Origin of the sequence: Halobacterium sp. KA-6, from assembly GCF_021029015.1 — an archaeon.
Classification (GTDB): domain Archaea; phylum Halobacteriota; class Halobacteria; order Halobacteriales; family Halobacteriaceae; genus Halobacterium.
The window spans coordinates 399,874-425,214 of record NZ_JAJJZH010000001.1; the positions used below are offsets into that span (position 1 = coordinate 399,874).

At 68.2% G+C, this 25,341-nt stretch carries 24 protein-coding genes and 1 pseudogene; 10 read left to right on the forward strand and 15 right to left on the reverse strand.

The features are described 5' to 3' along the window. Genes LPA46_RS02250 through cyoE form a run of 4 tightly spaced genes read right to left on the reverse strand, consistent with a single transcriptional unit; the run spans position 1 to position 3,681 of the window. Entirely contained in the window at positions 1-744 is a 744-nt protein-coding gene (locus tag LPA46_RS02250) for an ABC transporter permease (protein ID WP_230891182.1), read from the reverse strand. Continuing rightward, on the reverse strand, positions 741-1,649 hold the full coding sequence (locus LPA46_RS02255) for an ABC transporter ATP-binding protein (protein WP_230891183.1): 909 nt from the start codon (positions 1,647-1,649) through the stop codon (positions 741-743). Before LPA46_RS02255 ends, LPA46_RS02250 begins: the two co-directional genes overlap by 4 nt. A 49-nt stretch (positions 1,650-1,698) precedes the next feature. Next, positions 1,699-2,355 carry a DUF7546 family protein gene (locus LPA46_RS02260; RefSeq protein WP_230891184.1) on the reverse strand — a complete coding sequence of 219 codons (657 nt, stop codon included), beginning with the start codon at positions 2,353-2,355 and terminating at the stop codon, positions 1,699-1,701. Next, on the reverse strand, positions 2,356-3,681 hold the full coding sequence (gene cyoE, locus LPA46_RS02265; protein ID WP_230891631.1) for a heme o synthase: 1,326 nt from the start codon (positions 3,679-3,681) through the stop codon (positions 2,356-2,358). A gap of 159 nt (positions 3,682-3,840) precedes the next feature. On the opposite strand from cyoE, the gene coxB reads away from it, so the two are divergent. Continuing rightward, on the forward strand, positions 3,841-4,608 hold the full coding sequence (coxB, locus tag LPA46_RS02270; RefSeq protein ID WP_230891185.1) for a cytochrome c oxidase subunit II: 768 nt from the start codon (positions 3,841-3,843) through the stop codon (positions 4,606-4,608). A 51-nt stretch (positions 4,609-4,659) separates the two neighbouring features. Here the strand turns inward: coxB and LPA46_RS02275 are convergent, their stop codons facing one another. Continuing rightward, complete coding sequence (locus LPA46_RS02275; protein ID WP_230891186.1) at positions 4,660-5,490, reverse strand: biotin--[acetyl-CoA-carboxylase] ligase; 831 nt, start codon at positions 5,488-5,490, stop codon at positions 4,660-4,662. 42 nt (positions 5,491-5,532) lie between these two features. Continuing rightward, on the reverse strand, positions 5,533-6,396 hold the full coding sequence (locus tag LPA46_RS02280; RefSeq protein ID WP_230891187.1) for a cytochrome c oxidase subunit 3: 864 nt from the start codon (positions 6,394-6,396) through the stop codon (positions 5,533-5,535). A 99-nt stretch (positions 6,397-6,495) separates the two neighbouring features. Here LPA46_RS02280 and LPA46_RS18940 point away from each other — a divergent pair, with 99 nt between their 5' ends. The 5 genes from LPA46_RS18940 to LPA46_RS02300 are packed head-to-tail and all read left to right on the forward strand — an operon-like array spanning position 6,496 to position 8,552. Further along, positions 6,496-6,957 carry a hypothetical protein gene (locus LPA46_RS18940; protein WP_330166314.1) on the forward strand — a complete coding sequence of 154 codons (462 nt, stop codon included), beginning with the start codon at positions 6,496-6,498 and terminating at the stop codon, positions 6,955-6,957. Next, positions 6,958-7,593, forward strand: a complete 636-nt coding sequence (locus tag LPA46_RS18945; RefSeq protein WP_330166315.1) for a hypothetical protein — start codon at positions 6,958-6,960, stop codon at positions 7,591-7,593. Continuing rightward, positions 7,590-7,844: a DUF7410 domain-containing protein gene (locus LPA46_RS02290; protein ID WP_230891188.1), complete on the forward strand. Its 255-nt coding sequence runs from the start codon at positions 7,590-7,592 to the stop codon at positions 7,842-7,844. Before LPA46_RS18945 ends, LPA46_RS02290 begins: the two co-directional genes overlap by 4 nt. 44 nt (positions 7,845-7,888) lie before the next feature. Further along, complete coding sequence (locus LPA46_RS02295; RefSeq protein WP_230891189.1) at positions 7,889-8,251, forward strand: DUF7541 family protein; 363 nt, start codon at positions 7,889-7,891, stop codon at positions 8,249-8,251. A 58-nt stretch (positions 8,252-8,309) separates the two neighbouring features. Continuing rightward, positions 8,310-8,552: a DUF6684 family protein gene (locus tag LPA46_RS02300; RefSeq protein WP_230891190.1), complete on the forward strand. Its 243-nt coding sequence runs from the start codon at positions 8,310-8,312 to the stop codon at positions 8,550-8,552. Between the two features lie 130 nt (positions 8,553-8,682). Here the strand turns inward: LPA46_RS02300 and LPA46_RS02305 are convergent. Then, a pseudogene (locus tag LPA46_RS02305) lies at positions 8,683-9,941 on the reverse strand (RNA-guided endonuclease InsQ/TnpB family protein). A 284-nt stretch (positions 9,942-10,225) separates the two neighbouring features. Between LPA46_RS02305 and ctaD the strand changes: the two are divergent. The 3 genes from ctaD to LPA46_RS02320 all read left to right on the forward strand — a co-directional run bounded on the left by ctaD (position 10,226) and on the right by LPA46_RS02320 (position 13,245). After that, positions 10,226-11,959 (forward strand): cytochrome c oxidase subunit I, encoded by a 1,734-nt coding sequence (gene ctaD / locus LPA46_RS02310; protein ID WP_230891191.1) that lies wholly within the window; start codon positions 10,226-10,228, stop codon positions 11,957-11,959. A gap of 162 nt (positions 11,960-12,121) precedes the next feature. Then, entirely contained in the window at positions 12,122-12,412 is a 291-nt protein-coding gene (locus tag LPA46_RS02315) for a DUF7520 family protein (RefSeq protein WP_230891192.1), read from the forward strand. 53 nt (positions 12,413-12,465) lie between these two features. Next, entirely contained in the window at positions 12,466-13,245 is a 780-nt protein-coding gene (locus tag LPA46_RS02320; protein WP_230891193.1) for a GNAT family N-acetyltransferase, read from the forward strand. Here LPA46_RS02320 and LPA46_RS02325 read toward each other — a convergent pair whose 3' ends face one another. The 3 genes from LPA46_RS02325 to LPA46_RS02335 all read right to left on the reverse strand — a co-directional run bounded on the left by LPA46_RS02325 (position 13,246) and on the right by LPA46_RS02335 (position 16,950). Then, positions 13,246-14,949: an acyl-CoA mutase large subunit family protein gene (locus tag LPA46_RS02325; RefSeq protein WP_230891194.1), complete on the reverse strand. Its 1,704-nt coding sequence runs from the start codon at positions 14,947-14,949 to the stop codon at positions 13,246-13,248. Positions 14,950-15,091: 142 nt separating this feature from the next. After that, positions 15,092-15,925, reverse strand: coding sequence for an ABC transporter permease (locus LPA46_RS02330; protein ID WP_230891195.1), 834 nt, complete (start codon positions 15,923-15,925; stop codon positions 15,092-15,094). After that, a complete protein-coding gene (locus LPA46_RS02335) occupies positions 15,922-16,950 on the reverse strand; it encodes an ABC transporter ATP-binding protein (RefSeq protein WP_230891196.1) in 1,029 nt (342 codons plus the stop codon). Before LPA46_RS02335 ends, LPA46_RS02330 begins: the two co-directional genes overlap by 4 nt. 116 nt (positions 16,951-17,066) lie before the next feature. On the opposite strand from LPA46_RS02335, the gene LPA46_RS02340 reads away from it, so the two are divergent. Further along, positions 17,067-17,918, forward strand: a complete 852-nt coding sequence (locus tag LPA46_RS02340) for an ArsR/SmtB family transcription factor (RefSeq protein ID WP_230891197.1) — start codon at positions 17,067-17,069, stop codon at positions 17,916-17,918. A gap of 6 nt (positions 17,919-17,924) precedes the next feature. On the opposite strand, the gene LPA46_RS02345 is transcribed toward LPA46_RS02340, so the two are convergent. The 5 genes from LPA46_RS02345 to nuoL are packed head-to-tail and all read right to left on the reverse strand — an operon-like array spanning position 17,925 to position 25,341. Beyond that, positions 17,925-18,728, reverse strand: a complete 804-nt coding sequence (locus LPA46_RS02345) for a CBS pair associated ParBc domain-containing protein (RefSeq protein WP_230891198.1) — start codon at positions 18,726-18,728, stop codon at positions 17,925-17,927. Between the two features lie 32 nt (positions 18,729-18,760). Continuing rightward, positions 18,761-20,170: a DHH family phosphoesterase gene (locus LPA46_RS02350; RefSeq protein ID WP_230891199.1), complete on the reverse strand. Its 1,410-nt coding sequence runs from the start codon at positions 20,168-20,170 to the stop codon at positions 18,761-18,763. A 57-nt stretch (positions 20,171-20,227) separates the two neighbouring features. Further along, positions 20,228-21,712 carry an NADH-quinone oxidoreductase subunit N gene (locus LPA46_RS02355; protein WP_230891200.1) on the reverse strand — a complete coding sequence of 495 codons (1,485 nt, stop codon included), beginning with the start codon at positions 21,710-21,712 and terminating at the stop codon, positions 20,228-20,230. After that, positions 21,712-23,262, reverse strand: coding sequence for a complex I subunit 4 family protein (locus LPA46_RS02360; protein ID WP_230891201.1), 1,551 nt, complete (start codon positions 23,260-23,262; stop codon positions 21,712-21,714). Before LPA46_RS02360 ends, LPA46_RS02355 begins: the two co-directional genes overlap by 1 nt. Further along, positions 23,263-25,341 (reverse strand): NADH-quinone oxidoreductase subunit L, encoded by a 2,079-nt coding sequence (nuoL, locus tag LPA46_RS02365; protein WP_230891202.1) that lies wholly within the window; start codon positions 25,339-25,341, stop codon positions 23,263-23,265.

Consider the following 25,341-nt stretch of genomic DNA (forward strand, 5'->3'; position numbering starts at 1 on the left):
TCACTCGGTCCACGGAATCGCGAGCGTGCCGACGGCGAACGCGGCGACCGCCAGCGCGACGACCACCGCCGCGTTCGTCGTCACGTCGCCGCCCGCATAGGTCGCCGCGCGGACGCCCCGCGCGAAGTACGCCAGCGGCGAGAGGTCCACGACTGGCCGGAACCACGCCGGGAACAGGTCGGGCTGGACGAACGTCTCCGAGAGGAACAGTAACGGGAGCGCGATGCCGTTGCTCGCGGCGATAGCGCCGTCCTGGCCGTCCGCGTAGCTCCCGATGACCGCGCCGGCGCCGCAGAACACCACGGACGTCGCGGGCACGAGCACGGCGAGCCACGGGGAGAGCGCGAACGACGCGCCCGTCGCGAGCAGCGCGACGAGCAGCACCGCGCACGCCGCGGCGATGAGCGCGACGTTCACGAGCGTGTGCGCGGCGAGCCACTCCGCGCGCGTCAGCGGCGTCGTCGACAGCTTCTCGAAGCGGTTGCCCTCGCGGTGGCGCGCGACCGTGCTCCCGACCCGGGACAGCGGCGTGAACAGCACGACGGTGGCGAGATACGCCGGCACGTAGTACGCGGTCGGCTCCGTGAACAGCCCGCCGCTGCCCGACGTCGTGCGGACGAGCCCGGCGAAGATGACGATGAGCAACACCGGGAAGAAGAACGTGAAGAACACCGCCGTCCGACGCCGCAGGAACGTCCGATAGGTCGCGGTCGCTTCCGCGCGAACGCGGGCCAGCCGGCTCATCGCTTCACCTCCACGCCTTCGACGTCGCCGGCGAGCGCGAGGTACGCGTCCTCTAGCGTCGGCTCGCGCCACGACAGCGCCTCGAATGCCACCCCGGCGTCGTCGAGCGCGGCCACGACGTCGCCGATGGCCTCGGGTGCAACGTCCGAGAAAACGAGTCCCTCCCGCGTCACCTCGGGGCCGAAACCCGGCACGTCGGGCGCTTCCGACGGTTCCTCGGGGAGTTCGACGACCAGTCGCGGCTCCCCGCCGTGCTCGGCGACGAGCTCTCGGGGGGTTCCTGTCGCCGCGACCGTCCCGTCCGCGAGCAGGGCGACGCGGTCCGCGAGGCGCTGTGCTTCGGCCATGTCGTGCGTCGTGAGGAAGATGGTCGTGCCCGATGCTGCGAGGTCCTCGAACACGCGCCAGAGCGCGCGCCGGCCCGCGGGGTCGACGGCGGTCGTCGGCTCGTCGAGGAACAGCACGTCCGGCGCGTTCACGAGCGCGGCGGCGACACACGCGCGGCGCTGTTCGCCGCCCGAGAGGTCGCCGTACCACGTCTCCGTGTCGGGGTCGAGGCCGACCTCCGCGAGGACCGCCTCGGGGTCGCGGGCGTCGTCGTAGAGGCCGGCGTAGTAGCCGACGAGTTCGCCCGCAGTGAGGCGGTCCGGTGGCGCGAACTCCTGTGGCAGTAGGCCGACGCGCTGGTCGTTCGTCTCGCTGGGCTCGTCGCCGAGCAACTCGACGCTGCCGCTGTCGGGCGTCGTCGTGCCGGTCAGACAGCGCACGAGCGTCGTCTTGCCCGCGCCGTTCGGGCCGACGAGCGCGAACACCTCGCCCTCGCCGACCGACAGCGAGACGCCGTCGACGGCGGTGGTGTCGCCGTAGGCCTTCTCGACGGCCTCGGCGACGACAACGGAAGTCATACTGGTGAGTCGGCGGGCGCGGACGTAAAGCACTGCGGAACGCGGTCGGCTACCGCGTCGGCCGCCACACGAGCAAGAGGATGGACGAGACGAACACGACCGTCGAGAGCCCGTACGGCTCGTTCTGCGCGGCGGCGGCGAGCGCGGACGCGCTGCCGAACGCGCCCGTGAACACGGTCGCGGCTATCGGCCACGTGCAACTCACGCACGCGAGCAAGCCGAGCAGGCCCGCGACGCCGGTCTTCGCGGCGTCGAGGACGGTGGCGGCGACGAGGTACGCCAGCGTCGCGTAGCCGACGACCTTGAACGGGAGGAGGCTGACCGTGAGCGCGGACCCGCTGTAGACGAGCGCGGGTCCCCAGCCCGGGGAGAGCCACGAGATGCGCGCGCCGAGGCCAGCGCCGTCGAACATGTAGACGCCGCCGATTCCCCCCAACAGGAGGAAGTACGCGAGGCCGACGCCGAGCGCGAACACGCGCTGTCGCCGGGAGGCGTCCGGGAGGTCCACCCGGGAGACGGCCCAGATGGAGGCGTTAATCCAGACGAACGGGTACGCCAGCACCACGGGGTCGGTGGGGACCGACGCCGACACCGCGAAGTAGAACAGGACGACGGCGAGTTCGCCGTTCAGCAGGAACGCGGCGTACAGCAGCGTCTTCCGCGTGGGCTGGAATCGGCTCGGGGAGAGCGAGACTGACGCGCCCACTCAGACCACCATCGCGTCCACGACGACGGCCACCAGCAGGCAGCCGAGGTAGGCGTTCGACGCGTGGAACGCGCGCATCGCGGCGGCGCGGTCGCGCTCCCGGTGGAGCCGCATCGCGGCGTACAGGAACACGCCGCCGAAGACGACCGTCGTCGCCGCGTACAGCACGCCGAGGCCCGCGAGCGCGGACAGCGCCACCGCGGCGACGAGCGTCGCGCCGAGGTAGTAGACGATATGCTTGCGCGTCGTCGCTTCGCCGCTGACGACGGGCATCAGCGGGAAGCCGCCGCGCTCGTAGTCGTCCTTGTACGCGAGCGCGAGGTTGTAGAAGTGCGCGGGCGTCCACAGGAAGATGACCGCCGCGAGCGCGAGGCCCGCGACGCCCACCTGGCCCGTGACCGCGGCCCAGCCGATGAGCGCGGGGAGCGCGCCCGCTGCGCCACCGATGACCGTGCTCTGTCGGGTGTTGGGCTTCAGCACGAGCGTGTAGATTACCGAGTAGAACACGATGGCGGTGAACCCCAACGCCGCGGTCAGCGGGTTCACCGAGTAGAACGCGGCCAGCGACGCCGCCGCCAGCGTCACGCCGAACGCGATGGCGTTGCGCTTCGGGATGCGGTCGGTCGCCAGCGGCCGGTCGTCGGTGCGGGACATCTTCTGGTCTTTCTCGCGTTCGAGCACGTGGTTGAACGTGCCCGACGCGCCGATGGCGAGCACGCCGCCACCGAGTGTCGCGACGACCGTCTCCGCGTGGAGGCTCGGCCCAGCGGCCAGCGCCATGCCGGCGGCGGCGACCAAGCAGAGCAGCCACATCAGCCGCGGCTTCGTCAGCCGGAAGTACGCGTACGCGGTCGCCAGCGGCCCCGAAACGGGGACACTGTCGTCGCCGTCGTCGCCCTTCGGCTCGCCCTCCCACTCCGCGGACGGGAGGTGGCCCGTCTGGAGTTCCAGCGTCCACGCGAGCGCGGCGACCAGCCCGGCGAAGATGAACACGCCGAGCGCGAGGTGTGCGCCGCCGAGCGCGGCCGAAGCCGGCGTCGTCGCAGTGAGCGCGCCGACCGCGATTTGGACCGGGTAGGCGGCCAGCGCGACGGTGACCGCAGCGCGAACGCGCGCGGAGGAGTCACGCCGCCACGCCATCACCGCGGCGGCGAGCACGAGCACGCCGGTGACGACGGCGGCGGTCCGGTGGCCCCAGACGACCGCCAGCGACAGCGAGTCGAGGGCGTACCAGCGTCCGTCGCAGGCCGGCCACGAGCGACACGCTGCGGCTGCGTTCGTCAGCGCGGACGTCGCGCCGACGACGAGCAGCGCGTAGACGCCCATCGCGGCCGCCGCGAGCACCGCCGTGAACCGGTCGGGGATGTTTCGAGTCACGAACGTCTCTCGTCAGCTGATTACGCCGCGGCCCACTTAGCCTATCCGACTCGCCGACGCCCCGATTCAGCACCTATTTATGGAACCGCTCCGAACGACCACGATAGTATGAGAGGCAAGCGGCTCGTACCCGTTCTCGTCGCCGCCGTCGGCTTCCTCGCCGCCTTCGTGGACCCGGTCGCTGCCCAGCAGTACCAGTCGGTGACCGAGGAGCTCATCCGCAACCTGAACTCGATGCTGCTCGCGGCCGCGCTCCCGGTCACGCTGCTCGTGGAGGGCATCCTCGTCTACACGGTGTGGAAGTTCCGGAACAGCGACGAGGCGAAACCGACCAAGGAGAACCGCCGGCTCGAAATCACGTGGACCGTCGCCACCGCCGTCGTCCTCCTGTTCGTCGGCGTCGCCGCCTACGGCGTGATGGCACAGCCGTCGGTCACGGCGACGCAGGCCGACGCCCAGGAGGCGATGGCCGAAGACGACACCGTCGTCGTCGACGCCGTCGGCGTTCAGTGGTACTGGAACTACCAGTACCCCGAACAGAACCTCACGGTGAGCTCCGGCGCTGCGACCGACGACGTCGACGTCGGCAACCAACCGATGGTGGTCCCGGAGGACACGAAGCTCGTGATACGCACGCAGTCACAGGACGTGATTCACGCGTTCCACGCGCCCGAAATCGGCCTGAAGGCCGACGCCGTCCCCGGGCAGACCAACTACCTCATCACCGAGGTCAACGAGAAGGGCACCTACCAGCTCTACTGCGCTGAGTTCTGCGGCCAGGGTCACTCCGAGATGCTCGGCACCATCGCGGTCGTCGAGGAAGACACCTACCAGGAGTGGGTCGAGGATCCCGAGAACACGACCATCGACGTTTAACGACGCTTCTCTCGTTCCTTTCTCGCTGCTCCGCACCGCTTCGCCGCGTAGCTACGCGCGCCGGAGCCGACTGCACTCGCCTTCCGTGACGGCGACGGCCTCGTCGCCCGTGTTGACGACGAGCGCGCCACGGGACGTGACACCGGTAGCGTCGCCGACGACCGTCTCGCCGCTCCGCGTTTCGACGCGCACGCGTTCGCCGAGCGTCGCGCTCCGCTCGCGCCACGCGTCCAGCGCCGCCGCGAATCCGTCGTCGGTCCCGACGCGCTCGACCCACGCGAGCAGTCGCTCGTGCAGCGTCGCCGCGACTGCCGTCGCGTCCACGTCCGCGACTTCCGCCCGCAACGTCGTCACATCCCGCTCTACGTCGAGGTCGCTCGGGTCGAGGGCCGCGTTCACGCCGACGCCCAGCACCGCGAACGACAACTCGGCGTCCGCGGGGTCCGTGCCGGGCAGCACTTCGTCGACGGGCTTACCGGCGACCGGCACCTCGTCGACGACCGCTTCGGTGAGCACGCCGCAGAGCTTCCGCGCGTCGTCGCCGACGACCACGTCGTTGGGCCACTTCAGGGCCGCGTCCACGCCGAACGATTCGACGGTCTCGGCGGCCGCGAGCCCGCCCGCGAACGTGAGCCGGCCCACGTGGCTCGCGTCGAAGTCGGGGTAGACGAGCGTGCTCGACCAGACGCCGCCCGGCGGCGACGCCCATACGTTCCCCGTGCGGCCGCGGCCCGCGGTCTGCTCGTCCGCGACGACGAACGTGCCGTGGGCTGCGCCGTCGCGGCCCTCGGCGCGCGCGAGGTCGTTCGTGCTCGGCACCGACTTGCGGTGGACGACCGGCGCGTCGACGAGCGAGCGCAGCCGGTCGGCGTCGACTGTCATGCCTGCGCGTTCGCGGCAGACGCGAAAAAAGACGGCGGTCGCTTAGAAGCTGACGACCGCGCCGGCGTACAGCACGACGACGAGGAAGATCCAGACGGCGTCGACGAAGTGCCAGTACATCGAGACGGTGGCCACGGAGACGTCGCGCTCGTGGGAGTACTGGCCCTTGAACGCGCGGACGGTGACGATGGCCAGCAGCACCGCACCGAGGGAGACGTGGAGGCCGTGGAGGCCGGTCAGCCCGAAGAACGCGCTCTCGAAGATGCCGCCGGTCGGCGACAGCCCCTCGTGGACGATGAACTCGTAGTACTCGTACACCTGGCCGGCGATGAATATCACGCCGAGCACGAGCGTCGAGACGAGCAGCGAGAGGAATCGCGACCGGTTGCCCTCCCGGAGCGCGACGTGCGCGAAGTGCAGCGTGATGCTGGACACCACGAGGATGGCGGTGTTCGCGAGCACGAGCGCACCGAGGAACCCCTCGGGAACGTGCTGGACTGCCTGGGACCACTGCGAGCCCGCGCGGATGAAGAAGTAGTAGACGAACCCGGCACCGAACGTCGCAATCTCCGTGCCGAGGAACAGCATCATCCCCCAGCGGAGCGCCGCGCCGCCGGTCGTCTCCCGGCTCCAGAAGTGCTTCACGAAGGCGTGGTACACCCAGCCGTACAGGCCCGCGAGGAAGACGAACACGCTCCCCACGAAGACGGCCGGCCCGACCATCGGAGTGACGAACCCGAACGTCTCGTTCTGTCCGAGCACGTACAGCGCGGCGCCGATGTAGAACCCGGCGGCACCGACGGCGGTGACGAACGGCCACCAGCTGGCCTCGCCGAAGCCCTTCGGCCAGTCCTCCACGGCCGGCAGGTGGTGGCCGTGGTCCTCTGAGTCGTCCGTGACGGTCATACCAGCGAGTTGCGGGGCGAATACTAAAAACCCATCCAACTCCGTCCGCGCCGGAGCCGTACCGCAATCCTCACGAGGAGCCGCCGGTAACCCCCAGATATGTCTCGTCGCGGCGCGCGCGTGCTCGGTGCCGTCGTCGGCCTCGTCGTGGTCTGTGGTGTCGCCGTCGCGCACGGCGGCAGCCTCCGCGACGCCAGCGGGCAGGAACTGGCGGTGCCGACGTGGCTGTTCCTCTCGACGGGTGGCGCCGTCGTCGGCGCGTCGTTCCTGCTGGCGAGTTTCGTCACGGACCGCGAGTTCGTCGCGGCCGTCCACGAGTGGCACCACCACCTCCCCGCGCCTCGGCGCGTGCTCCCGTGGGTCCGCCACGTCGTCGGCCTCGCCGGCTTCGCGTTCGTCCTGCTCACTGGGTTTGCGGGGCCGACCGAGCCGCTCCGGAACGGTGCTATCGTGCTCGTCTGGGTGGGCTGGTGGGCGGCGTTCGCGATGTCGACGTACCTCGTCGGGAACTCGTGGCCTCCCGTGAATCCGTTCCGGACGCTCACGCGCCCGGTCGCGTGAGTGCTCGACGGACGCGACGTCGCGCTCTCGCCAGGCCGTGCGGCGTGGGCATCGACGGCGTTCCTGCTCGCGCTCGTCCGGGGGACGACCTACGACGGGTTCGTCGGCACGCCCGCGTGGGCGTCGTTCGCGCGCTCGGTCGTCGACGCCGGCGTCCCTGCGCCAGTGCTCTACCCGGGCGCACTCCTCGTCGGCTTCCTCGGCTTCCACCGACTCTACTGGTGGGCCGCCCGGAAGGCCCGCGACGTCGCGCCGACGTACACGGACGCCGCCGTGCTCGCGCGCCGGTTCGCGCCGTCGCTGCTCGCCATCGCTGCGGGCTACCACCTCGCGCACTACCTCGTGTACGCGCTGTCGCTGTCCCCGTCGCTGTTCGGGGCGCTGCTCGCGCCCCTGGACCCGCCGGTCGCGCGCACGCTCGTGCTCCCGAGTTGGCTCTCCGGCGTCGGCGTCGCCGCGGTCCTCCTCGGCCACCTGCTCGCCATTTGGGTCGCGCACGGCACCGCCTACGACGAACTCCCTGGTCGCCTGCAGGCGATTCGCAGCCAGTACACGCTCACCCTCGTGATGGTGTTCTACACGATGACCAGCCTCTGGATAATCGGCCAGCCGGCCGCCGAACCACCGTTCCTATGACCGATACCACCGCTCCCGACGACGCGCTCCGGTGCTCGTACTGCGGCGAGGCGTTCCCGACCGAGCGCCTGCGCGCGCTCCACCGCGGGCTCGAACACTACGAGCACCTCGACGACGACGAGCGCGACGCCTTCGAGGACGCCTACCACGACGAGAGCGAGGACCTTCGGTCGTTCCGACTGCGCGCGCTCGCCGTGCTCGTCGCGCTGTACTTCGGGTTCCTGATGACGTACGCCGTGGTCGCCGTCTGAGCGGAAGCGATGGCTTTCTAACCCACCGCGCCGAACGTCGTGGTATGGTCGAGCAAACGGAGCAGGGACTGAGCGACCAGTACCCGCGCGCCAGCCCGTGGCCGATTCCGCTCGTGTTGGGCCTCGTCATCTCCGAAATCGGCATCCTCTTCGACGGGCTGCTTCCCGTCGCCGTCGGCGGGCTCGTGCTGCTCGCGGGCAGCATCGTCGGCATCCTCCGCGAATCCGGGTTCGCATCCACGCTGCACCGGCCCGCGCTTGCGGTCGGCGCGGTGTTCGGGGCGCTCGGCGGCCTGCTCTACGTCGCCACGTCCGCGACCGCGCGTGGCCTCGCACTCGGCGGCACCGGCATCGTCGTCGCCGCCGCGTCGGTCGCGCTGTTCCTCCTCGAAACCGGTCGCCTGTAGCCCGGGGCTGGCGCTGAATCCTCAAGCTATATTTGTCCGCCGCTCCGAACTCCCGCTAATGAGTTCCACCATCTTCGACACGGACACCCTCCTCGACCTCACGGTCAACATCGTCCCGCTGGCCATCCTCGCGTTCTTCTTCGTGGCCTTCGTGGCCGTGAACCCGTGGGGGTCGGGCTTCACGCTCGAACGCGTCATCCAGTTCATCCTCGTGGGCTGGATGCTGGTCGCGCTCTCCATCCTCACGTACGCGGCGGCCAAGCGCATCGAGACCGGCGAGGAGGAAGTCGGCCCGCAGTAAACTACCCCACCCTACTCCCTCAGCGCTCCGCGCCTCAGTTCGTTGAGGGTGGGGCCACCGACGGAACGTTGCTCCGTCGAGGCCTCGAAAGGCGATGCCTTTCGGTGGCTTTGATGTGGACTCCCGGCAATCAGTCGCCAGCAATACGCTGGTACCCGTCGCCGTTCAACGTCCCACCATTTATACGCAGGTCTACTTCTGCGTCTCCGCTCCCCGACTTGGGCGAGGAACGGAGGCTGTGTTGTCGCTTCCGAGCGTACCGCAGTCCGATGTTCTTTGCGGCGTTGTAGTCCGCGCTGGTTTCGTACCACACTTCTGACACTCGAAGTGTTCGCCGTGGCGGTTATCGTCGTGCGTGAACCCACAGTCCGTCCGAGAACAGCGTTGGGACGTGTGGTTCGGCTCGACTTGCTCCACGGAGACACCCTGTTCGGGGGCCTTGTAGGAGACGTACTCGAACAGGCGTCGGAACGCCCAGACGTGGTGCCACTTCGCTTCGGGAAGTCGTTCTCGAATATCGGTCAAGTCCTCGAATACGATTACGTCGCAGTCGTAAGAGAGGGCCTCCGTGACGACTTCGTTAGCGACTGTGTGGATGTACTGTTTGCGCCACGCTTGTTCGCGCTTGCCGAGGCGACGCACGGCGTTGTGCGCGGCTTGCGTGCCGCGCTGTTGCATCTCACCACGTCGCTTCTCGAACTCCTGAGTCCAGTGGTCGTAGTCGTCTGCTTGCCAGAACGTGCCGGTTGAGGAGACGGCGAGACTGTTGACGCCGAGGTCGATACCAAGAACTGTTTGGTGCTCGGTATCTGCTGAAACCTCAGCTGACCCACCATCGTCTCCGTCGCAGTCGTACTTCCGCGTGGTGATATGGAAGTAGAACTCGTCGTCGACTGCGTCGTACTGGAGCGTGCTCGCACGGAACTCGAACTCCTCGGACAGCACGTACTCCTCGTATGGTGTGGGGCTGTCCGAGGGGAGTTCAAAGTCACACTCGACACGCCCGTTAACGGTTGAGAGCGAGACTTTGTTCCGGTAGAAGGTCGCACTCCGCTTGTCGTAGAGCAGACTCCAGGACGTGAACTCCGGTCGGCTCACGCGCTTACCCTGTCTCCAGCGTTCGACGCATCCTTTGACGGCTTGGACGCCGCGTCGAATGGCTTCTTGGACGAGGTTCGCGGTAAGGCCAGTTTCCTCGCGGAGGTCGTCGTAAAGTCCGTCCCGTGCGGTGGTGTTGGCCGTGACGCACTCGGTATAGGAGGTATCGGACCAACAGAACTCGCTTGCGCGGTTGGCACAATAACGAAATTGCCGCGCGGTTTCGTGGAGGTCGTCGCGGCGCTCGTCAGGAACGACGAGTTTGACAGGAGCGGTACGCCGGACCTCCATATTTCAGATATAATGCCATCGATTCTTAAATACTTGGGAGTCGGGTGGTCGCAGTATGTCGGTTATATCGTCCCATGTCGGTTTCCTCTCCGGCCTACTCGCTCCCTTCGCTACGCTTCGGTCACTCCTTGAGGCCGGAGACTCCACCTCGAAACTGCTGAACCGGCTCTCGACCGCGCCGCCGTCTCCCGCGCGAAATCTGCGCGGCGTCCCGTGATTCTCGGTGCGCGCGCTGGCGCGCCCAATCCTAAGCTTTCTTTACGGTCCGGTACTGACTGTGCTCCATGGCCTCGTCATCACTGGTGCTAACCGTGCTGATGGGCGTGCTTCTCGTCGCGGTGGCTGCTTCCCTCGCGCGCCTCGAGGACTGGCGGTCGTACACGCCTCTCAGCGACGTCGGCGGTGCGCTCGGGGAGCGCACCGAACACGGACACGAAGAGAAGCCGGGCGGCGTCGTCCGGTGGCTCACGACGGTCGACCACAAAGACATCGGGATTCTCTACGGCACGTACGGTGTCATCGCGTTCGCCTGGGGCGGCCTCGCCGTGCTCCTGATGCGCATCGAGCTCGCCGCACCCGCGACGAACATCATCGACCCCGCGCTGTACAACGGCCTCCTGACCAGTCACGGCATCACGATGCTGTTCCTGTTCGGGACGCCGATGATTGCGGCGTTCGGGAACTACTTCATCCCGCTGCTCATCGGTGCCGACGACATGGCGTTCCCCCGCATCAACGCCATCGCGTTCTGGCTGCTCCCGCCGGGCGCGCTGCTCGTCTGGAGCGGCTTCCTGCTGCCGGGCGTCGCGACCGCCCAGACCAGCTGGACGATGTACACGCCGCTGTCCATCCAGATGTCCAGCCCCGCCATCGACATGATGCTGCTCGGCCTCCACCTCACGGGGGTCTCGGCGACGATGGGTGCGGTCAACTTCATCGCGACCATCTTCACCGAGCGCGGCGACGACGTCGGCTGGCCGAGCCTCGACATCTTCTCGTGGACGATGCTCACGCAGTCCGGGCTGATTCTGTTCGCGTTCCCGCTGCTGGGCAGCGCGCTCATCATGTTGCTGCTCGACCGCAACTTCGGCACGACGTTCTTCACGGTCGCCGGCGGTGACCCGATTCTCTGGCAACACCTGTTCTGGTTCTTCGGCCACCCCGAAGTGTACATTCTCGTGTTGCCGCCGATGGGTATCGTCAGCCTCGTGCTGCCGAAGTTCTCGGGGCGGAAACTGTTCGGGTTCAAGTTCGTCGTCTACTCCACGCTGGCTATCGGCGTCCTCTCGTTCGGCGTGTGGGCCCACCACATGTTCACCACGGGTATCGACCCCCGGCTCCGCGCGAGCTTCATGGCGGTGTCGCTCGCGATTGCGATACCATCCGCCGTGAAGGTGTTCAACTGGATTACGACGATGTGGAACGGCAAGCTCCGGCTCACCGCGCCGATGCTGTTCTGCATCGGCTTCGTCCAGAACTTCATCATCGGCGGCGTCACCGGCATCTTCCTCGCCGCCATCCCCGTCGACCTCATCCTCCACGACACCTACTACGTCGTCGGCCACTTCCACTTCATCGTCTACGGTGCCATCGGCTTCGCGCTGTTCGCGGGCACCTACTACTGGTTCCCGATGATCACCGGTCGGATGTACCAGAAGCGGTTCGCGCACGCGCACTTCTGGCTCGGCCTCGTCGGGTCGAACATGACCTTCCTCGCGATGCTGTGGCTCGGCTACGGCGGCATGCCGCGGCGGTACGCGACGTATCTCCCGCAGTTCGTCACCGCCCACCAGATCGCGACCGCGGGCGCGTTCCTCATCGGCATCAGCACCCTGCTGTGGGTGTGGAACATGGTCGTCTCCTGGAAGGAGGGCCCCAAGGTCGACAGCGGCGACCCGTGGGACCTCGACGAGACGGGCCAGCTCACCAACGACTGGGAGTGGTACGAACAGCAGCGCGAGTCGCCCGTCCCGGCGACGGACGGCGGCGAATCCGACGACACCCAGTCCGCGGACTGAGACGCACGAGTTTTTCTACGCGAGAACGAGCACGAAGCCGGTCAGGAACATCAGGAGTGCGATACCCGCCAGCACCACGAACATGAGCTCCTTGTCTTCCATACCCGGCCTGTTGGCGGCGACACCGCAAAAGGCTACCCACTCCGCTGCCTACGACTGCGCGTGAGCGAACCCGACACGCGCGGTCGACGAGTGGTGCTGTGGATGTACGCCTCCGCGGTCGCCGTCGCCGGGCTGTTCGGCTACGTGCTCGGCATCATCGTCTACGGGGACGGCGGCGGCCCCTCCGGGCCGCTCGTGGAAGGGTCGGGCGCAGCCTACGGTGCCGTCGGCCCGATTACGTTCCAGTTGAACCCGCTGAACCTCGCGCTGTTCGGCGTCGTCTCCGTGGGCGTCCTGCTCGGCATCGGCCTCCTGGCTATCGTTTTCGTCTCCGAGCGCGCCGACGCCTGACCGTTCGTGGACTGCGGGTAGGTATTAGTGGGTGGAAGGACATGCAAACGGACATGAAGGTTCGAGAAGCCACTCACGACGACGCGGACGGCATCCGGCGCGTGGCGGAGGCGTCTCTCGAAGCGACGTACGCCGGCCAGCTCGGCGAGGACATCGTCGCGGCCGCGGCCGACGAGTGGTACGGCACGGACCGGCTCGCCGACCGCCTCGACGCCGACGACGTCGTCTACCTCGTCGTCGTGGACGACGACAGCGTGGTCGCGTTCTCGGAGAGCGAACTCGACGTCCGCCAGCCCGACGGCGGCCAGTCCTCGGCGTCCGCGGCCGGCGTCGCGGCCATCCAGTGGCTGCACGTCCACCCCGACCATCGGGACCGCGGGCTCGGCGGCCGGCTGCTCGAACACACCGAGACCGAACTCCTAGAGCGGAGCGCGAACCGTGTGGAGGGACGCGTGCTCGCGGCGAACCGCGCGGGCAACGAGTTCTACCAGGCGAGTGGCTACGCGCGCACCGGCAAGCGCACGCTCGACATCGCCGGGGAGACGTACACCGAACACCTCTACGTGAACCTCCCCGCGGACGAGGCTGCGGAACTCACGGAGGAACACGAGGTCGACGGCGGCACCGTCTTCGTCGCGTACGACGAGCGCGAGCGCGGCTCGAAGGCACCGTTCTACGCGGCCTACAACACGCCCGACCGCGCGGACCGCTACGGCTTCTACTGCGCGAACTGCGGGTCGCTGGACACCTCGATGGACGCGATGGGGCGCGTGGAGTGCAGCGAGTGCGCGAACAAGCGGAAGGCGACGCGGTGGGACTCGGCGTACCTCTAGTCAGGCGACCGCGGCCGTCTCCTGGTAGCCGCCGAACTCGTCCTCGAACACCTGCATGATTTCGCCCATCGTCGCGTACGCCTTCACCGCGTCCACGATGTAGGGGACGGTGTTCTCGTCGCCGTGGATGGCATCCCGGAGCGTGTCTAGCGCGTCAGCGACCGCGTCGTCGTCGCGCTCGGCTTTCACGTCCGCCAGCCGGCCGAGTTGGCGCTCCCGGGTGGCGTCCTCGTCGACGTGGAGCGTGTCCGGGCTGGTGTCCTCCTCGACTTCGTAGGCGTTGACGCCGACGACCGTCTCCTCGCCGGCGTCGACGCGGGACTGGTACTCGTAGGCGGCCTCCTGAATCTCGCGGTGGAAGTATCCCTCTTCGATGCCCGCGAGCACGCCGTCCCGAATCGAGCCGTCGCCTTTCGCCTCGATTTCGTCGATGTACGCCATCGCCTCCGCCTCGACCTCGTCGGTGAGCGCTTCGATGGCGAAGCTCCCGCCGAGCGGGTCGACGATGTCCGCCGCGCCGGACTCCTCGGCGATAATCTGCTGGGTGCGGAGCGCGACCCGCACGGCGTCCTCGCTGGGGAGCGCGAGCGCCTCGTCGTAGGAGTTCGTGTGGACGCTCTGCGAGCCGCCCAGCACCGCCGCCAGAGCCTGTAGCGTGACGCGGGCGACGTTGTTCAGCGGCTGCTGGGCGGTGAGGCTCTGTCCCGCGGTCTGCGTGTGGAACTTCAGTTGCTTGGAGGCCCCCTTCTCGGCGTCGTAGCGCTCGTCCATCACGCGGGCGTAGATGCGCCGCGCCGCGCGGAACTTCGCGACCTCCTCGAAAATGGAGTTGTGCGAGTTGAAGAAGAAGGAGAGCTGAGGCGCGAACTCGTCGACGTCAAGTCCTCGGTCGAGGGCGTCCTCGACGTACGCGAACCCGTCCGCGAGCGTGAACGCCAACTCCTGGACCGCGGTCGACCCCGCCTCGCGGATGTGGTAGCCGGACACCGAGATGGGGTGGAACTTCGGCGTCTCCGCGGCGCAGTACTCCACGACGTCCGTCACGAGGTCCAGCGAGGGCCCCGGCGGGACGACCCACTCCTTCTGCGCGATGAACTCCTTGAGCATGTCGTTCTGGAGGGTGCCCCGAATCTCCTCGCGGGGGACGCCCTGCTGGTCGGCGAGCGCGAGGTACATCGCGTAGATTACTGGCGCGCTCGGGTTGATGGTGAACGACGTCGAGACCTCCGAGAGGTCGATGCCGTCGAACAGAATCTCCATGTCGCGGAGGGTGTCGACGGCGACGCCCTCCTTGCCGACCTCCCCGAGGCTCATCGGGTCGTCGCTGTCCAGGCCCATCAGCGAGGGCATGTCGAAGGCCGTCGAGAGCCCGGTCTGGCCGTTCTCGATGAGGTAGTGGAAGCGCTCGTTGGTCTCCTCGGCGGTGCCGAAGCCCGCGAACTGCCGCATCGTCCACGTGCGGCCGCGGTAGCCGGTCGGGTAGACGCCGCGCGTGTACGGGAACTCCCCGGGGAACCCGAGGTCCTCGGTGTAGTCGCGGTCCGCGACGTCTTCCGGGGTGTAGAGCCGGTCGACTTCCACGTTGGAGACGGTCGCGAAGCGCTCCTTGCGCTCGCCGTAGGCGTCGAGCACGGGGTCGAGGGTGTCGTCCTCCCAGTCCTCCCGGGCCTCGCGGATGTCGGCGAGCTCCTCGTCGTCGAACATGCTCTCAAATCTTGCCGGAACGTTCATAGGGTTTTCGAGGGGTGCGTGGCGAGCAAAGCGAGCCACGCTAGCACGAACGGCGACCACCGGGAGCCGTGAGCGGCGTCGACGACCAACGGGAGGCCACGTCGAAGCGAACCAGTCAGTAGTGCCCCATCACGCCTTCGCGGCGCGCCCACCGCTGGCAGTAGTGGAAGGCGGCGTAGCCGGCGACGAGGTAGCCCACGCCCGTCACGACGAGGATGGCAATTTCGGCGGGCGGGAGGTTCCAGAGCGCGACGCCGTCCTGCATCGCGGTCCGCAGGAGGTTGCTGCCCTGCGCGAGCGGCAGCCACTTCAGCAGCGGGTACTGGGCGACGGGGGCGGCGATGAGCCCGATGAACACGAACTGCACGAGCTGGAAGGCGTTCTCGATGCGCTTGAAGCGGATGGCGAGCCCGCCGAAGACGAAGCCGACGCCGACCGCGGGTGCGAGCGCGAGCACGCCCAGCGGCAGCACCGTCAGCGGGTCGAGGGTGAGCCAGCGCCCCGTCACGGTCATCATCACGAGCAGCGTCGCCGCGCCCCAGAGGAACGATTCGAGGACGTTCACGACGGTCTTGACGACCATCACGGGGCCGAAGCCGAACGGCGACATGAACAGCTGCTCGAGGGTTCCCCACTGGGCCTCCCGGGTGACGCCCCACGACAGCCCCGAGTACGCCGTGATGGACATGCTCCACAGCAGGTAGCCGACGATGATGCCCTCGATGCTCTCCGAAATTGCGGCGGGCGCGACCGCGCGACCGCCGTAGAACACGACGAAAAAGACCAGCAGGAACGTCCCGAACTGCGAGATGGTGTTCACGGGGTAGCGCACGAGCAACAGCAGTTTCTTCCGGAACGCCGCGCGGAAGAACTGGCCGTAGCCTCGCACGCCCGTGTCGACTGCCGCGGCGTCACTACCGACGCCAGTGTCGTCAGTCGGCGCGCTCACTGCGACCCCTCCGCGTGCTCGCCGAGCGTGCGCCCCGTGACTTCGAGGAAGATGTCTTCGAGGTCCGGGTCGAGGCCGTCGACGTCCGCGAGCGCGAGGTCCGCGTCCCGGAGCACGTCGAGGACGTCGTAGAGCGCGTCGCCCTCGGTGAGCGTCACGTCGAAGCGCGTGCGGCCGCCCACCGTCTCCCACTCCGCGACGTCGAAGGAGTTAGCGAGGCGTTCGCGGACGCGCTCGGGAACGTCGCCGTCGACGGTGACGCGGTAGGCTTGCGTCTCGAAGACGCGCACGAGGTCCTCGATTGGGTCGTCGGCGATGACCTCGCCCTCCGAGAGGATGACGACGCGGTCGCAGACGTCCTCGACGACGTCCATGTCGTGGCTGGAGAGCACGACCGTAATCGCCTCCTCGTCGGCGAGCCGGCGGAGCTCGCGGCGCAGCTCCAGCGACGCTTCGACGTCGAGGCCGAGCGTCGGCTCGTCGAGGAAGACGACGTCGGTGCCGCGGGCGAGCGTGCACGCCAGCGACACCTTCTGCTTCTGCCCCCGCGAGAGGTCGTTGACCGTCTCGTCGGCCTTCTCGGTGAGGCCGAACTGCGCCAGCAGGCTGTCGTGGCGCCCGCGAGCAGCGGCGGGGTTCTGTCCGCCGAGCGCCGCGAAGAAATCGAGGTTCTCGCGGACCGTGAGCCGCCAGTAGACGTTGCGCGCGCCCTCCAGCATCGCGCCGACGTGCCGATAGACCGCTCGCGGGTCGTCGTGGGCGTCCACGCCAGCGATTTCGACGGTGCCGCCGGTCGGGACGACGAGCCCGAGAATCGACTTGATTGTGGTCGTCTTGCCGGCGCCGTTCGGCCCGAGCACGCCGACGACGTCGCCGCGCTTGACGGAAAAAGAGACGCCGTCGACGGCGCGCACGGCGTCCTCGCCGTCGCCGTACGTCTTCTGGAGGTCGTCGACGACGAGCACCTCGTCGCCGGCGGAGTCGGCGGGCTCGTCGGCCCGCCGTTCAGGGTGGGTGCGCTGCATGGCCACGAGTCCGCCAGCGACTCGGTTAATGGTTTCCAGAACGACTGTTCTGTTTCGTATCTGATACGAGGGCGGTCCCGTGCTAGGTTTTTGACGCTGGCTGTGGATGCGGGCGTATGAGCGACCACCCCGCCGACGCCGCGCGCGTCGCCGACGCGTTCGGCGTGCTCTCGGACCCCGTCCGCGTCGCCATCCTCCGCGAACTCAGCGACCGCGAACACCCCGCTGGCGAGACGAGCGTGCCGTTCGCGGAACTCCGTCGGGCAGTCGGCGTCGACGACGCCGGGCGGTTCAACTACCACCTCGACAAGCTCCGTGACCAGTTCGTGCGCAAGCGCGACGGCGGCTACGCGCCCACGGCCGTCGGCCTCCGCGCCATCGGCTCCATCGAGTCGGGGACGTACAGCCACGACCCCGAACCGCGGTCGGGTCTGGTCGACCACGACTGCCCGCACTGCGGCGCAGCGCTGACTGCGCGCTACGAGAACCACTACGTCTCCGTCGAGTGCGACGACCACGGGCTGTTTCTCCAGCGCTCGGTCCCGCCGACGGCCGTCGCGGACGCGACCATCGAGGACGTGCTCGCGTTCGCTGTCGGCGACGTCCACCGCGACCTGCGCTCGCTCGCGGACGGCGTCTGTTTCGTCTGCTCCGCGCCGGTGGCCGTCGCGGAGTTCGAGGAGACCGAGGACGGCCACGTCAACGCCACGTTCGCCTGCGAGAACTGCTGGCTGTCGCTGACCACGCGGGCCGCGGCCGCCGTCATGGGCCACCCCGCGGTCGTCTCGCTGTACTACGACCACGGCGTCGACGCGCAGCGCGAACTCCCCGCGAGCCTGTCGTTCGTGTGGGACCCGGACAGCGCCGACCTCACGGCCGACGGCTCGGCTGTCGAACTCACAGTCGCTGTCGGGGACGACGACGTGACGCTACGGGTCGACGACACGCTGGCCGTCGACGAGGTGTAGGCGCGCCTACTGCAGGCGCTCGATAGTCTCCACGAGCGGGTGGTGGGCGTAGTCCACGACGTGGATGTCCGAAATCGACTCCAGGCCCTCCTTGTCGGCGGTGCGGGCCATCCCCAGGTCGACGCGGCGCTCCAGGACGATGACGTAGGCGTCCATCTCCCCGATGCCCGCGCGCTCGGCGGCCATCACGCGGTGGTGGCCGTCCGCCAGCAGGAGTTCGACGCCGCCGTTGTCGATGACGACCAGCGGCTCCGCGAGCCCGTGTTCGAGTTCGTACTGGCGGCCCTCCAGTTCGTCGGCGTACACCTTCCCCTGGGTCGGCACCAGCTCGGCCAGTTCGACGGTGCGGCGCTCCTCCCTGGCCTCGATGCCGTGAATCGTCTCCAGGGTGCGCTTGAGCTTCCCGACCTTCTCGGGCGTGGCGCGCTCGATTTGCGAGCGGATGACGTCGGAGTTCGAGATGATGCCGACGAGGTTGCCCGCGTCGTCGACGACCGGGAGCTTCTGGATGCCCGACCGCAGGATGACCCGGGCGGCGTCGGTCACCTTCATCTCGGGGTGGGCGACGATGAGCTCGTCGCTCATCACCTTGAACACGAGTTCGTCGGGGTCGGAGAGGAGGAGGTCCCGCGCGGAGACGAACCCTTCGACGCGCCGCCCCTCGGTCACCGGGAAGCCGTTGTGTTCGCTCTCGGAGATGCGGGTCGCGACGTCGCGCACGGTGTCGTCGGGGGAGACGGTCGCGACGTCACGGGTCATGTAGTCGTCGACCGTGGGTTTCGCGCCGTTGTGGTCGAGGGCCGAATCCATCACGTGCCCGTTACGCGTCGACCGGGAAAAACTCACCCCCCGCGAACCGCCTCGAAGAACCGCGTTGCCACCACGTCCTCGACCATCTCCGTGAGCGTCTGCTCGGCCTCCTCGCCGACGTCGTCGAACAGCCCGAGTGGGAGTTGTGCGCCCGCCATGTCCGCGTGGCCGCCCGCGCTCCCCATCTCGTCGAACGCCGACCGCAACACTGCGCCGAGGTCCTCGTCGCTGCCCCGCGACCGCGCGGAGACGTAGATGGTACCCTCGGTGTAGCCGTAGACGAACGTCACCGTCACGCCCCGCATCGCGAGCAGGCGGTCGGCGGCCTGCGCGAGCGTGTCGCGGTCGGAGATGGCGCCCACACAGGAGGCCAGCACGGAGCCGTCGAGTTCGCGGTTGCGGATGGCGCGCGCGATGGTGTCGAGGGTGTCCGCGCTCACCGACGGGCTCTCGATGCGCTCCAGGATGTCGGTGTCCGCGCGGTCCAGCAGCCACGCGCCCGCCTCGAAGTCGTCGGTCGTAATCTCGCGGGCGAAGTCGTCGGTGTCCACGCGGATGCCGTACAGAAGCGCCGTCGCGACCTCGGTCTCGACGTCGAGGCCGAACCCGCGGATGTACTCCACGAGGATGGTGCTGGCCGCACCCAGCCCGGGGCGGATGTCCACGAAGTCGGCTTCCACGTCGTCGTTCGGCGGGTGGTGGTCGACGACGATGTCCACCTCCGTCTCGGGGTCGAGTTGGTCGTTGACGCCGGGCGCGGAGTGGTCCACGAGCGCGATGGCGTCGAAGTCCAGTTCCTCGCCGGCCTCGACGTTCCGGAGGTCGAGGTCAAGGAGGTTGACGAACGCGCGGTTCTCCTGGTGGGAAATCTCCCCGAAGTAATACGCCTCCGTCTCGACCCCGAACTCCGCGGCGATGCGCGACAGCCCGACGGCCGTCGCGATAGCGTCCGGGTCGGGGTTATCGTGCATGAACACGCCCAGCGTCCCGTCGATGGCTTCGAGCGTCGTGCGCAGCGCCTGCAGTTTCCCGGAACCCTCGGCGGTCGCGACCTCCTCGACGTGGTCGAGTATCGCCGCCCCGGGGTCGACAACGCGGTCGGCGACCGCGTCCAGCGCCTCGCGGTCGTCGCTGGTCGCCTCGAACCCCAGGTACGCCACGAGTTCGGCGTCCGGGTAGACCTCGCGAGCGGCCTCCGCGGCTAGCCGGTTGGCGGCGGCCCCGTCGGTCGCCACCAGCACCACGTCGACGTCGCGCTCCAACCCGCTAATCTCGGCGGGGTCGGTGACGTCCCGGACCTCGGCGGCGACCTTCTCGTTGCGTAGCGACTCCACGCGGCTCGCGTCGCCGTCGAGCACGAACAGCTCGCCGCGGCGCTGTGAGAGGTGTTCGACGAGGGCGTGACCGGTCGTGCCGCAACCGAGCACGAGCCGAGAAACCATTCGTTGACCCGTGATAGCTGCTGAATCCGCTAAAAGGTACCGTTGTGCCCCGTTCGCTTACAGCGCGAACAGGACGTCGGCGGCGTGGACGGCGGTCTGCGCGACCGGGTCGAACGCCACCAGCAGGACGACCGTCGCCACCGCCGCCGCGACGACGGCGGTGTAGAGGCCGGTCGGCGTCCCGGCCAGCGAGAGGTCGTCGCTGGGGTCCTCGATCCAGATTGCCTTGACGACTCGCGAGTAGTAGTACAGCGACAGCGCACTGTTGATGGCCGCGATGGCCGCGAGCCACGCGAAGCCAGCCTGGACGGTCCCCGCGAACAGCAGGTACTTCGAGAGGAAGCCGCCGCCGACCGGGAGGCCGGCGAGGCTGAACATGAACACGGTCATCGCGACACACGCCACGGGGGCGCGGGTCGCGAGCCCGTTGTAGTCCTCGAACGTGCGGCCCACGTCCCAGTACTCCGCGAGCGCGACGAACAGGAACGCGCCCGTGTTCATGAAGCCGTAGACGAGCAGGTGGGTCATCGACGCACCGAGCACGAAGGCGTTCGCCTCCGCAGCGCCGCTCTGGAGCGCGGCAAGCCCCATCAGCACGTAGCCCGCTTGTCCGATGGAGGAGTACGCGAGCATCCGCTTGACCTCGTTCTGCGTGGCCGCCGCGAAGTTCCCGAGGGTCATCGTGACCACCGCGAGCACGGCGAACAGCAGCGACCAGTCGATGGCGACGGCGGCCACCGCGTCGAGCGGGAACGCGGTCGTGAACACGCGGAACGCGACCGCGAAGCCGGCGGCCTTCGACGCCGACGAGAGGAACGCGCTAATCGGCGCGGGCGCGCCCTCGTAGGCCTCCGGTGCCCAGAAGTGGAACGGCACCGAGGCCGTCTTGAACGCGAACCCGCCGGCGAGCAGCAGGATGCCGAGACCGAGCACGCCGCCGAACTGGTTGCCGGCGACTTCGGCCGCGATGTCGTCCAGCAGGAGCGTGCCCGTCGCGGCGTACACGAGGCTGATGCCGTACGCCATCACGGCGGAGGACAGCGCGCCGATGAGGAAGTACTTCAGGCCGGCTTCGACGCTGCCGCGGTCGGTCTTCAGGAACGAAACGAGCGCGTACGACGGCAGGCTCGCCAGTTCCAGCGCGACGAACACCGTCACGAGGCTGTTGGCGGCCGCCATCAGCGACATGCCGGTCGCCGCCAGCAGCACCAGCGAGTAGTACTCGGAGACGTGCTCCTCGCCCTCGATGTAGTCGTAGCTCGCAATCACGACGAGCGTGGCGACGCTCGCGACGACGAACGCGAAGAACAGGCTCAACGCGTCCACGACGAGCGCGCCGTCGAACTGCACGAACCGGTAGTCGCCCGAGCCGGCCGCGAGGAACCACACCGCGGTCGCGGCGGCGGCGACGGTGCCGATGGCGCTCACCGACGCCAGCAGCCCGTTCTTCCGCGCGTCGGGCGCGACGATGTCGATGCCGAACAGCACGATGGCCGTCAGCCCGAGTAGCAGCTGGGGCGTCAGCGGTGGCAGTTCCACCATCAGAGCTCACCCCCGGTGAGGAAGGCGGTTACCTCCGGCAGCGAGTCCACCATCGGGTTGACCGCGTCCTGAATCATGTCGTAGAACACCTCGGGGACCGTCCCGAGCACGACGACCAGCACCACCAGCACGACGATGGCGACCGCGTCGTGGGGCGCTGCGGGCACGATGTCGTAGTCCGTGTCCGCGCTGAACGGCCCGAAGAGGACGCGCTGCATCGCGAACAGCAAGTAGCCCGCGACGACGACGATGCCGAACATCGCCAGCGCCGTGAACAGCTGGGCGTACGGGAAGGTGGCGCTGAAGCCGCCGAGGAAGATGAACAGCTCGCCCGCGAAGCCCGCCATCAGCGGCAGGCCCATGTAGCCGAACGCCGCAGCGACGAACACCGCAGCGGTCACCGGCATCTTGTCCGCGATGCCGGAGAGGTCGCCGACCATGCGCGTGTGGGCGACGTTGTAGATGACGCCGACGCACATGAACATCAGCCCCGAGATGAGGCCGTGGGCGACCATCTGGAAGGTCGCGCCGCCGAGCCCGTAGACGTTGTACGCCACGAGCCCGAGAATCACGTACCCCATCGACGACACCGAGGAGTACGCGACGATGCGCTTGAGGTCCTGCTGGGCGAGCGCGAGCATCGCGCCGTAGATGACCGACACGACGGCGAAGATGGCGATGAGCACCGCGTAGTCGCGCGCGACGCCCGGCAGCAGCGTGAAGTTGAACCGGAGCAGCGCGTACGTCCCCATCTTCAGGAGCACCCCCGCCAGCATCACGGAGGCCGGCGTGGGGGCCTGCACGTGGGCGTCCGGCAGCCACGTGTGCAGCGGGACCAACGGCACCTTCACCGCGAACCCGAGGAACATCGCGAAGAACGCGACGACTTTCAGGGTCTCGGCACCGAGGCCGTACGTCGTCTGGAAGTTGCCAGCGTCGAGCGCGGCCGCGATGGCCGGCAGGTCCATCGTCTGGACCGGGAGCGCGAACACGAGCGCCACGAACCCGATGAACATCACCAGGCTGGCGACGTTCGTGTAGACGAAGAATTTGATGGCGGCGTACTTCCGGCGCGGGCCGCCCCAGATGCCGATGAGGAAGTACATCGGCACGAGCACGAACTCCCAGAAGACGAACCAGACGAAGAAGTCCAGCGCCGTGAACACGCCCAGGAGGCTCGCCAGCATGAACAGCATCAGCGAGTAGAACTGGCTCTGGCGCTCCTGAATCGGCGTCCACGCGCTCACGATGGCCAGCGACGTCAGCAGCGTCGACAGCACGACCAGCGGCATGCTGATGCCGTCGAGGCCGACGTGCCAGTTGAGCGCGTACGGGCCGACGCTAATCCAGCGCGCGGTCGTCTCGAACGCGAGCGACCCGCTCTCGAAGAGCGCGTTCCCGCTCGCGTCGAACTGTCCGAACATCCAGAGGCTCCCCGCGACGGGGAGCAGACTCAGGGCGAACGCCAGCTTGCCCGCGACCTTGTCGGGCGCGAGCATGACGACGAACGCCGAAACCAACGTGACGGCGATGAGTGCTTCGATCAACATTCAGAACCACCCCCCGAGGAGGCCGAAGGCCACCAGGAGGACGACCAGACTCAGCGTCAACAGGGCGGCGTAGTGCGTGATGAGGCCGTCCTGAATCCGCTTGACGCGGCTGCCGGCGAACAGGCTCACGCTGCTGACGCCGTTGACGACGCCGTCGACGATGCCCTGGTCGAACGTGTCGGCGGCGCGGGCGAGCGGGAGCGTGACGCCTCGCGCGAGCCACACCTGGTACTCGTCCTGGTAGTAGTTGTTGTACAGTACGGTCTTGACGTCGCCGAGCTTCTCGGTGTGCTCGGTCGGCGAGTCGACGTTGTACAGCACCCACGCGAGGCCGGCACCGCCGAGCGCGAGCGCCAGCGAGACGGCACCCGGCGCGAGCGGGCCGATGTCTGCGGCCTTGTAGCCGGCGAACTCTTCGAGCAGGTGGTGGTAGTTGTCGTAGCCGAGCGCGGCGAAGTCGCTGGCCTCCGGAATCACCAGCCACTGCTGGAGGTATTCGATGTGGAGGCCCGTGAGCTCCGCGACGGGCGTCATGTTCACGAGGCCGACGGTGGCCGCGAGAATCCCGAGGACGACCAGCGGGAGCTTGACGTTCCAGCGGACGCTGTGGGGGTCGCGGGCGGTGTCACTGCGGGGTTCGCCGTGGAAGGTGAGGAACACCATCCGGAACGTGTAGAAGCCCGTGAAGAACACCGCGAGCAGCCCCATCGCGTACGCGGCGAGCAGAATCGGGCTGTCGCCGGCGCCGTAGATGAGCGCCTCGTAGAGGATTTCGTCCTTCGACCAGAAGCCCGAGAACGGCACGATGCCGGCGAGCGCGAGGCTGCCGGAGAGGAACGTGTAGTAGGTCACGGGCATCTTCTCGCGGAGGCCGCCCATGTCCCACATGTCCTCGTTGTGGTGCATCGCGATGATGACCGACCCGGCGCCGAGGAAGAGTAGCGCCTTGAAGAACGCGTGGGTCATCAGGTGGAAGGTTGCGGCGATGTAGCCGCCGGTACCGAGCCCGAGCATCATGTAGCCGTACTGGCTGATTGTCGAGTACGCCAGCACCTGCTTGAGCTCGTCCTTGACGACGCCCATCGACGCGGCGAACAGCGCGGTGAACCCGCCGACCAGCGCGATAATCGCGAGGACGGTCGGGAGCAGCGCGTAGAAGCCGTACATGCGCGCGACGAGGTAGACGCCGGCCGCCACCATCGTCGCGGCGTGGATGAGCGCGGAGACGGGCGTCGGGCCCTCCATCGCGTCCGGCAGCCACGTGTGCAGCGGGAACTGCGCGGACTTGCCGACGACGCCGCCGAGCACGAGCAGGCCGAGAATCGCGAACCACGTCTCGGGACTCATGCCGACGACGTCGAGGAAGTGCGCGACGTGTTCGGGCATCGTGCCCTCGCCGCCCGCAGCCGCGAGCGCTTGCTCGGCGAGGTGCGGGAAGCTGTGGACACCGTCACCGACGGCGACGAACCGCGCGGTGCCGAACGTCGCGAGGATGCCGACGACGCCGACGAGGAAGAAGTAGTCCCCGAAGCGCGTGACGAGGAACGCCTTCTTCGCGGCGCTCGGCGGACCGGGCTCCCGGAAGTGGAACCCGATGAGCAGGTACGAGCAGAGCCCGACCAGCTCGAAGAACATGAACGCCATCAGGAGGTTGTCCGCGACGACGAACGCCAGCATCGAGAACGTGAACAGGCCGAGGCCGGCGTAGTACCGCGGGAGGCCGGTCTCGCCCTCGTCGTTCATGTAGCCGAGGCTGAACACGTGCACGAGGACGGCGACCAGCGACACGATGACCAGCATCATCGCCGACAGCGGGTCGACGAGGATGCCGAAGTGGAGACTGAACGTGTTCTGGCCGACGACCCACGTGTAGATGTCCTGTGCGTGGTAGCTGCCGCCGCTCACTGCCAGGAACGTCCAGAGGGACAACAGCAGCGACCCGGCGGTCGCGAGGATGCCGGGAATCGCGCCGCCTTTCGGCAGCAGCCGCGGCGCGAAGTGGCCGACGAGCAGCGCCACGAGGAACGCGGCGAACGGCAGCAGCGGAATGGCCGGAGTGAAGTCGAATGCACCTACCAT

Bases quoted from the DNA above. Each gene is read 5' to 3' on its own strand.
- cyoE (WP_230891631.1), bottom strand. From the start codon at position 3,681: ATGGGCGTCTACGCGCTGCTCGTCGTCGGCGCGACGTCCGCGCTGACG.
- LPA46_RS02320 (WP_230891193.1), top strand. From the start codon at position 12,466: ATGAAGGTTCGAGAAGCCACTCACGACGACGCGGACGGCATCCGGCGC.
- LPA46_RS02275 (WP_230891186.1), bottom strand. From the start codon at position 5,490: ATGACAGTCGACGCCGACCGGCTGCGCTCGCTCGTCGACGCGCCGGTC.
- LPA46_RS02250 (WP_230891182.1), bottom strand. From the start codon at position 744: ATGAGCCGGCTGGCCCGCGTTCGCGCGGAAGCGACCGCGACCTATCGG.
- LPA46_RS02360 (WP_230891201.1), bottom strand. From the start codon at position 23,262: ATGTTGATCGAAGCACTCATCGCCGTCACGTTGGTTTCGGCGTTCGTC.
- LPA46_RS02345 (WP_230891198.1), bottom strand. From the start codon at position 18,728: ATGGATTCGGCCCTCGACCACAACGGCGCGAAACCCACGGTCGACGAC.
- LPA46_RS02255 (WP_230891183.1), bottom strand. From the start codon at position 1,649: ATGACTTCCGTTGTCGTCGCCGAGGCCGTCGAGAAGGCCTACGGCGAC.
- LPA46_RS18940 (WP_330166314.1), top strand. From the start codon at position 6,496: ATGTCTCGTCGCGGCGCGCGCGTGCTCGGTGCCGTCGTCGGCCTCGTC.
- LPA46_RS02340 (WP_230891197.1), top strand. From the start codon at position 17,067: ATGAGCGACCACCCCGCCGACGCCGCGCGCGTCGCCGACGCGTTCGGC.
- ctaD (WP_230891191.1), top strand. From the start codon at position 10,226: ATGGCCTCGTCATCACTGGTGCTAACCGTGCTGATGGGCGTGCTTCTC.
- LPA46_RS02300 (WP_230891190.1), top strand. From the start codon at position 8,310: ATGAGTTCCACCATCTTCGACACGGACACCCTCCTCGACCTCACGGTC.
- LPA46_RS02280 (WP_230891187.1), bottom strand. From the start codon at position 6,396: ATGACCGTCACGGACGACTCAGAGGACCACGGCCACCACCTGCCGGCC.
- LPA46_RS02290 (WP_230891188.1), top strand. From the start codon at position 7,590: ATGACCGATACCACCGCTCCCGACGACGCGCTCCGGTGCTCGTACTGC.
- coxB (WP_230891185.1), top strand. From the start codon at position 3,841: ATGAGAGGCAAGCGGCTCGTACCCGTTCTCGTCGCCGCCGTCGGCTTC.
- nuoL (WP_230891202.1), bottom strand. From the start codon at position 25,341: ATGGTAGGTGCATTCGACTTCACTCCGGCCATTCCGCTGCTGCCGTTC.
- LPA46_RS02295 (WP_230891189.1), top strand. From the start codon at position 7,889: ATGGTCGAGCAAACGGAGCAGGGACTGAGCGACCAGTACCCGCGCGCC.
- LPA46_RS02325 (WP_230891194.1), bottom strand. From the start codon at position 14,949: ATGTTCGACGACGAGGAGCTCGCCGACATCCGCGAGGCCCGGGAGGAC.
- LPA46_RS02355 (WP_230891200.1), bottom strand. From the start codon at position 21,712: ATGGTGGAACTGCCACCGCTGACGCCCCAGCTGCTACTCGGGCTGACG.
- LPA46_RS02335 (WP_230891196.1), bottom strand. From the start codon at position 16,950: ATGCAGCGCACCCACCCTGAACGGCGGGCCGACGAGCCCGCCGACTCC.
- LPA46_RS02350 (WP_230891199.1), bottom strand. From the start codon at position 20,170: ATGGTTTCTCGGCTCGTGCTCGGTTGCGGCACGACCGGTCACGCCCTC.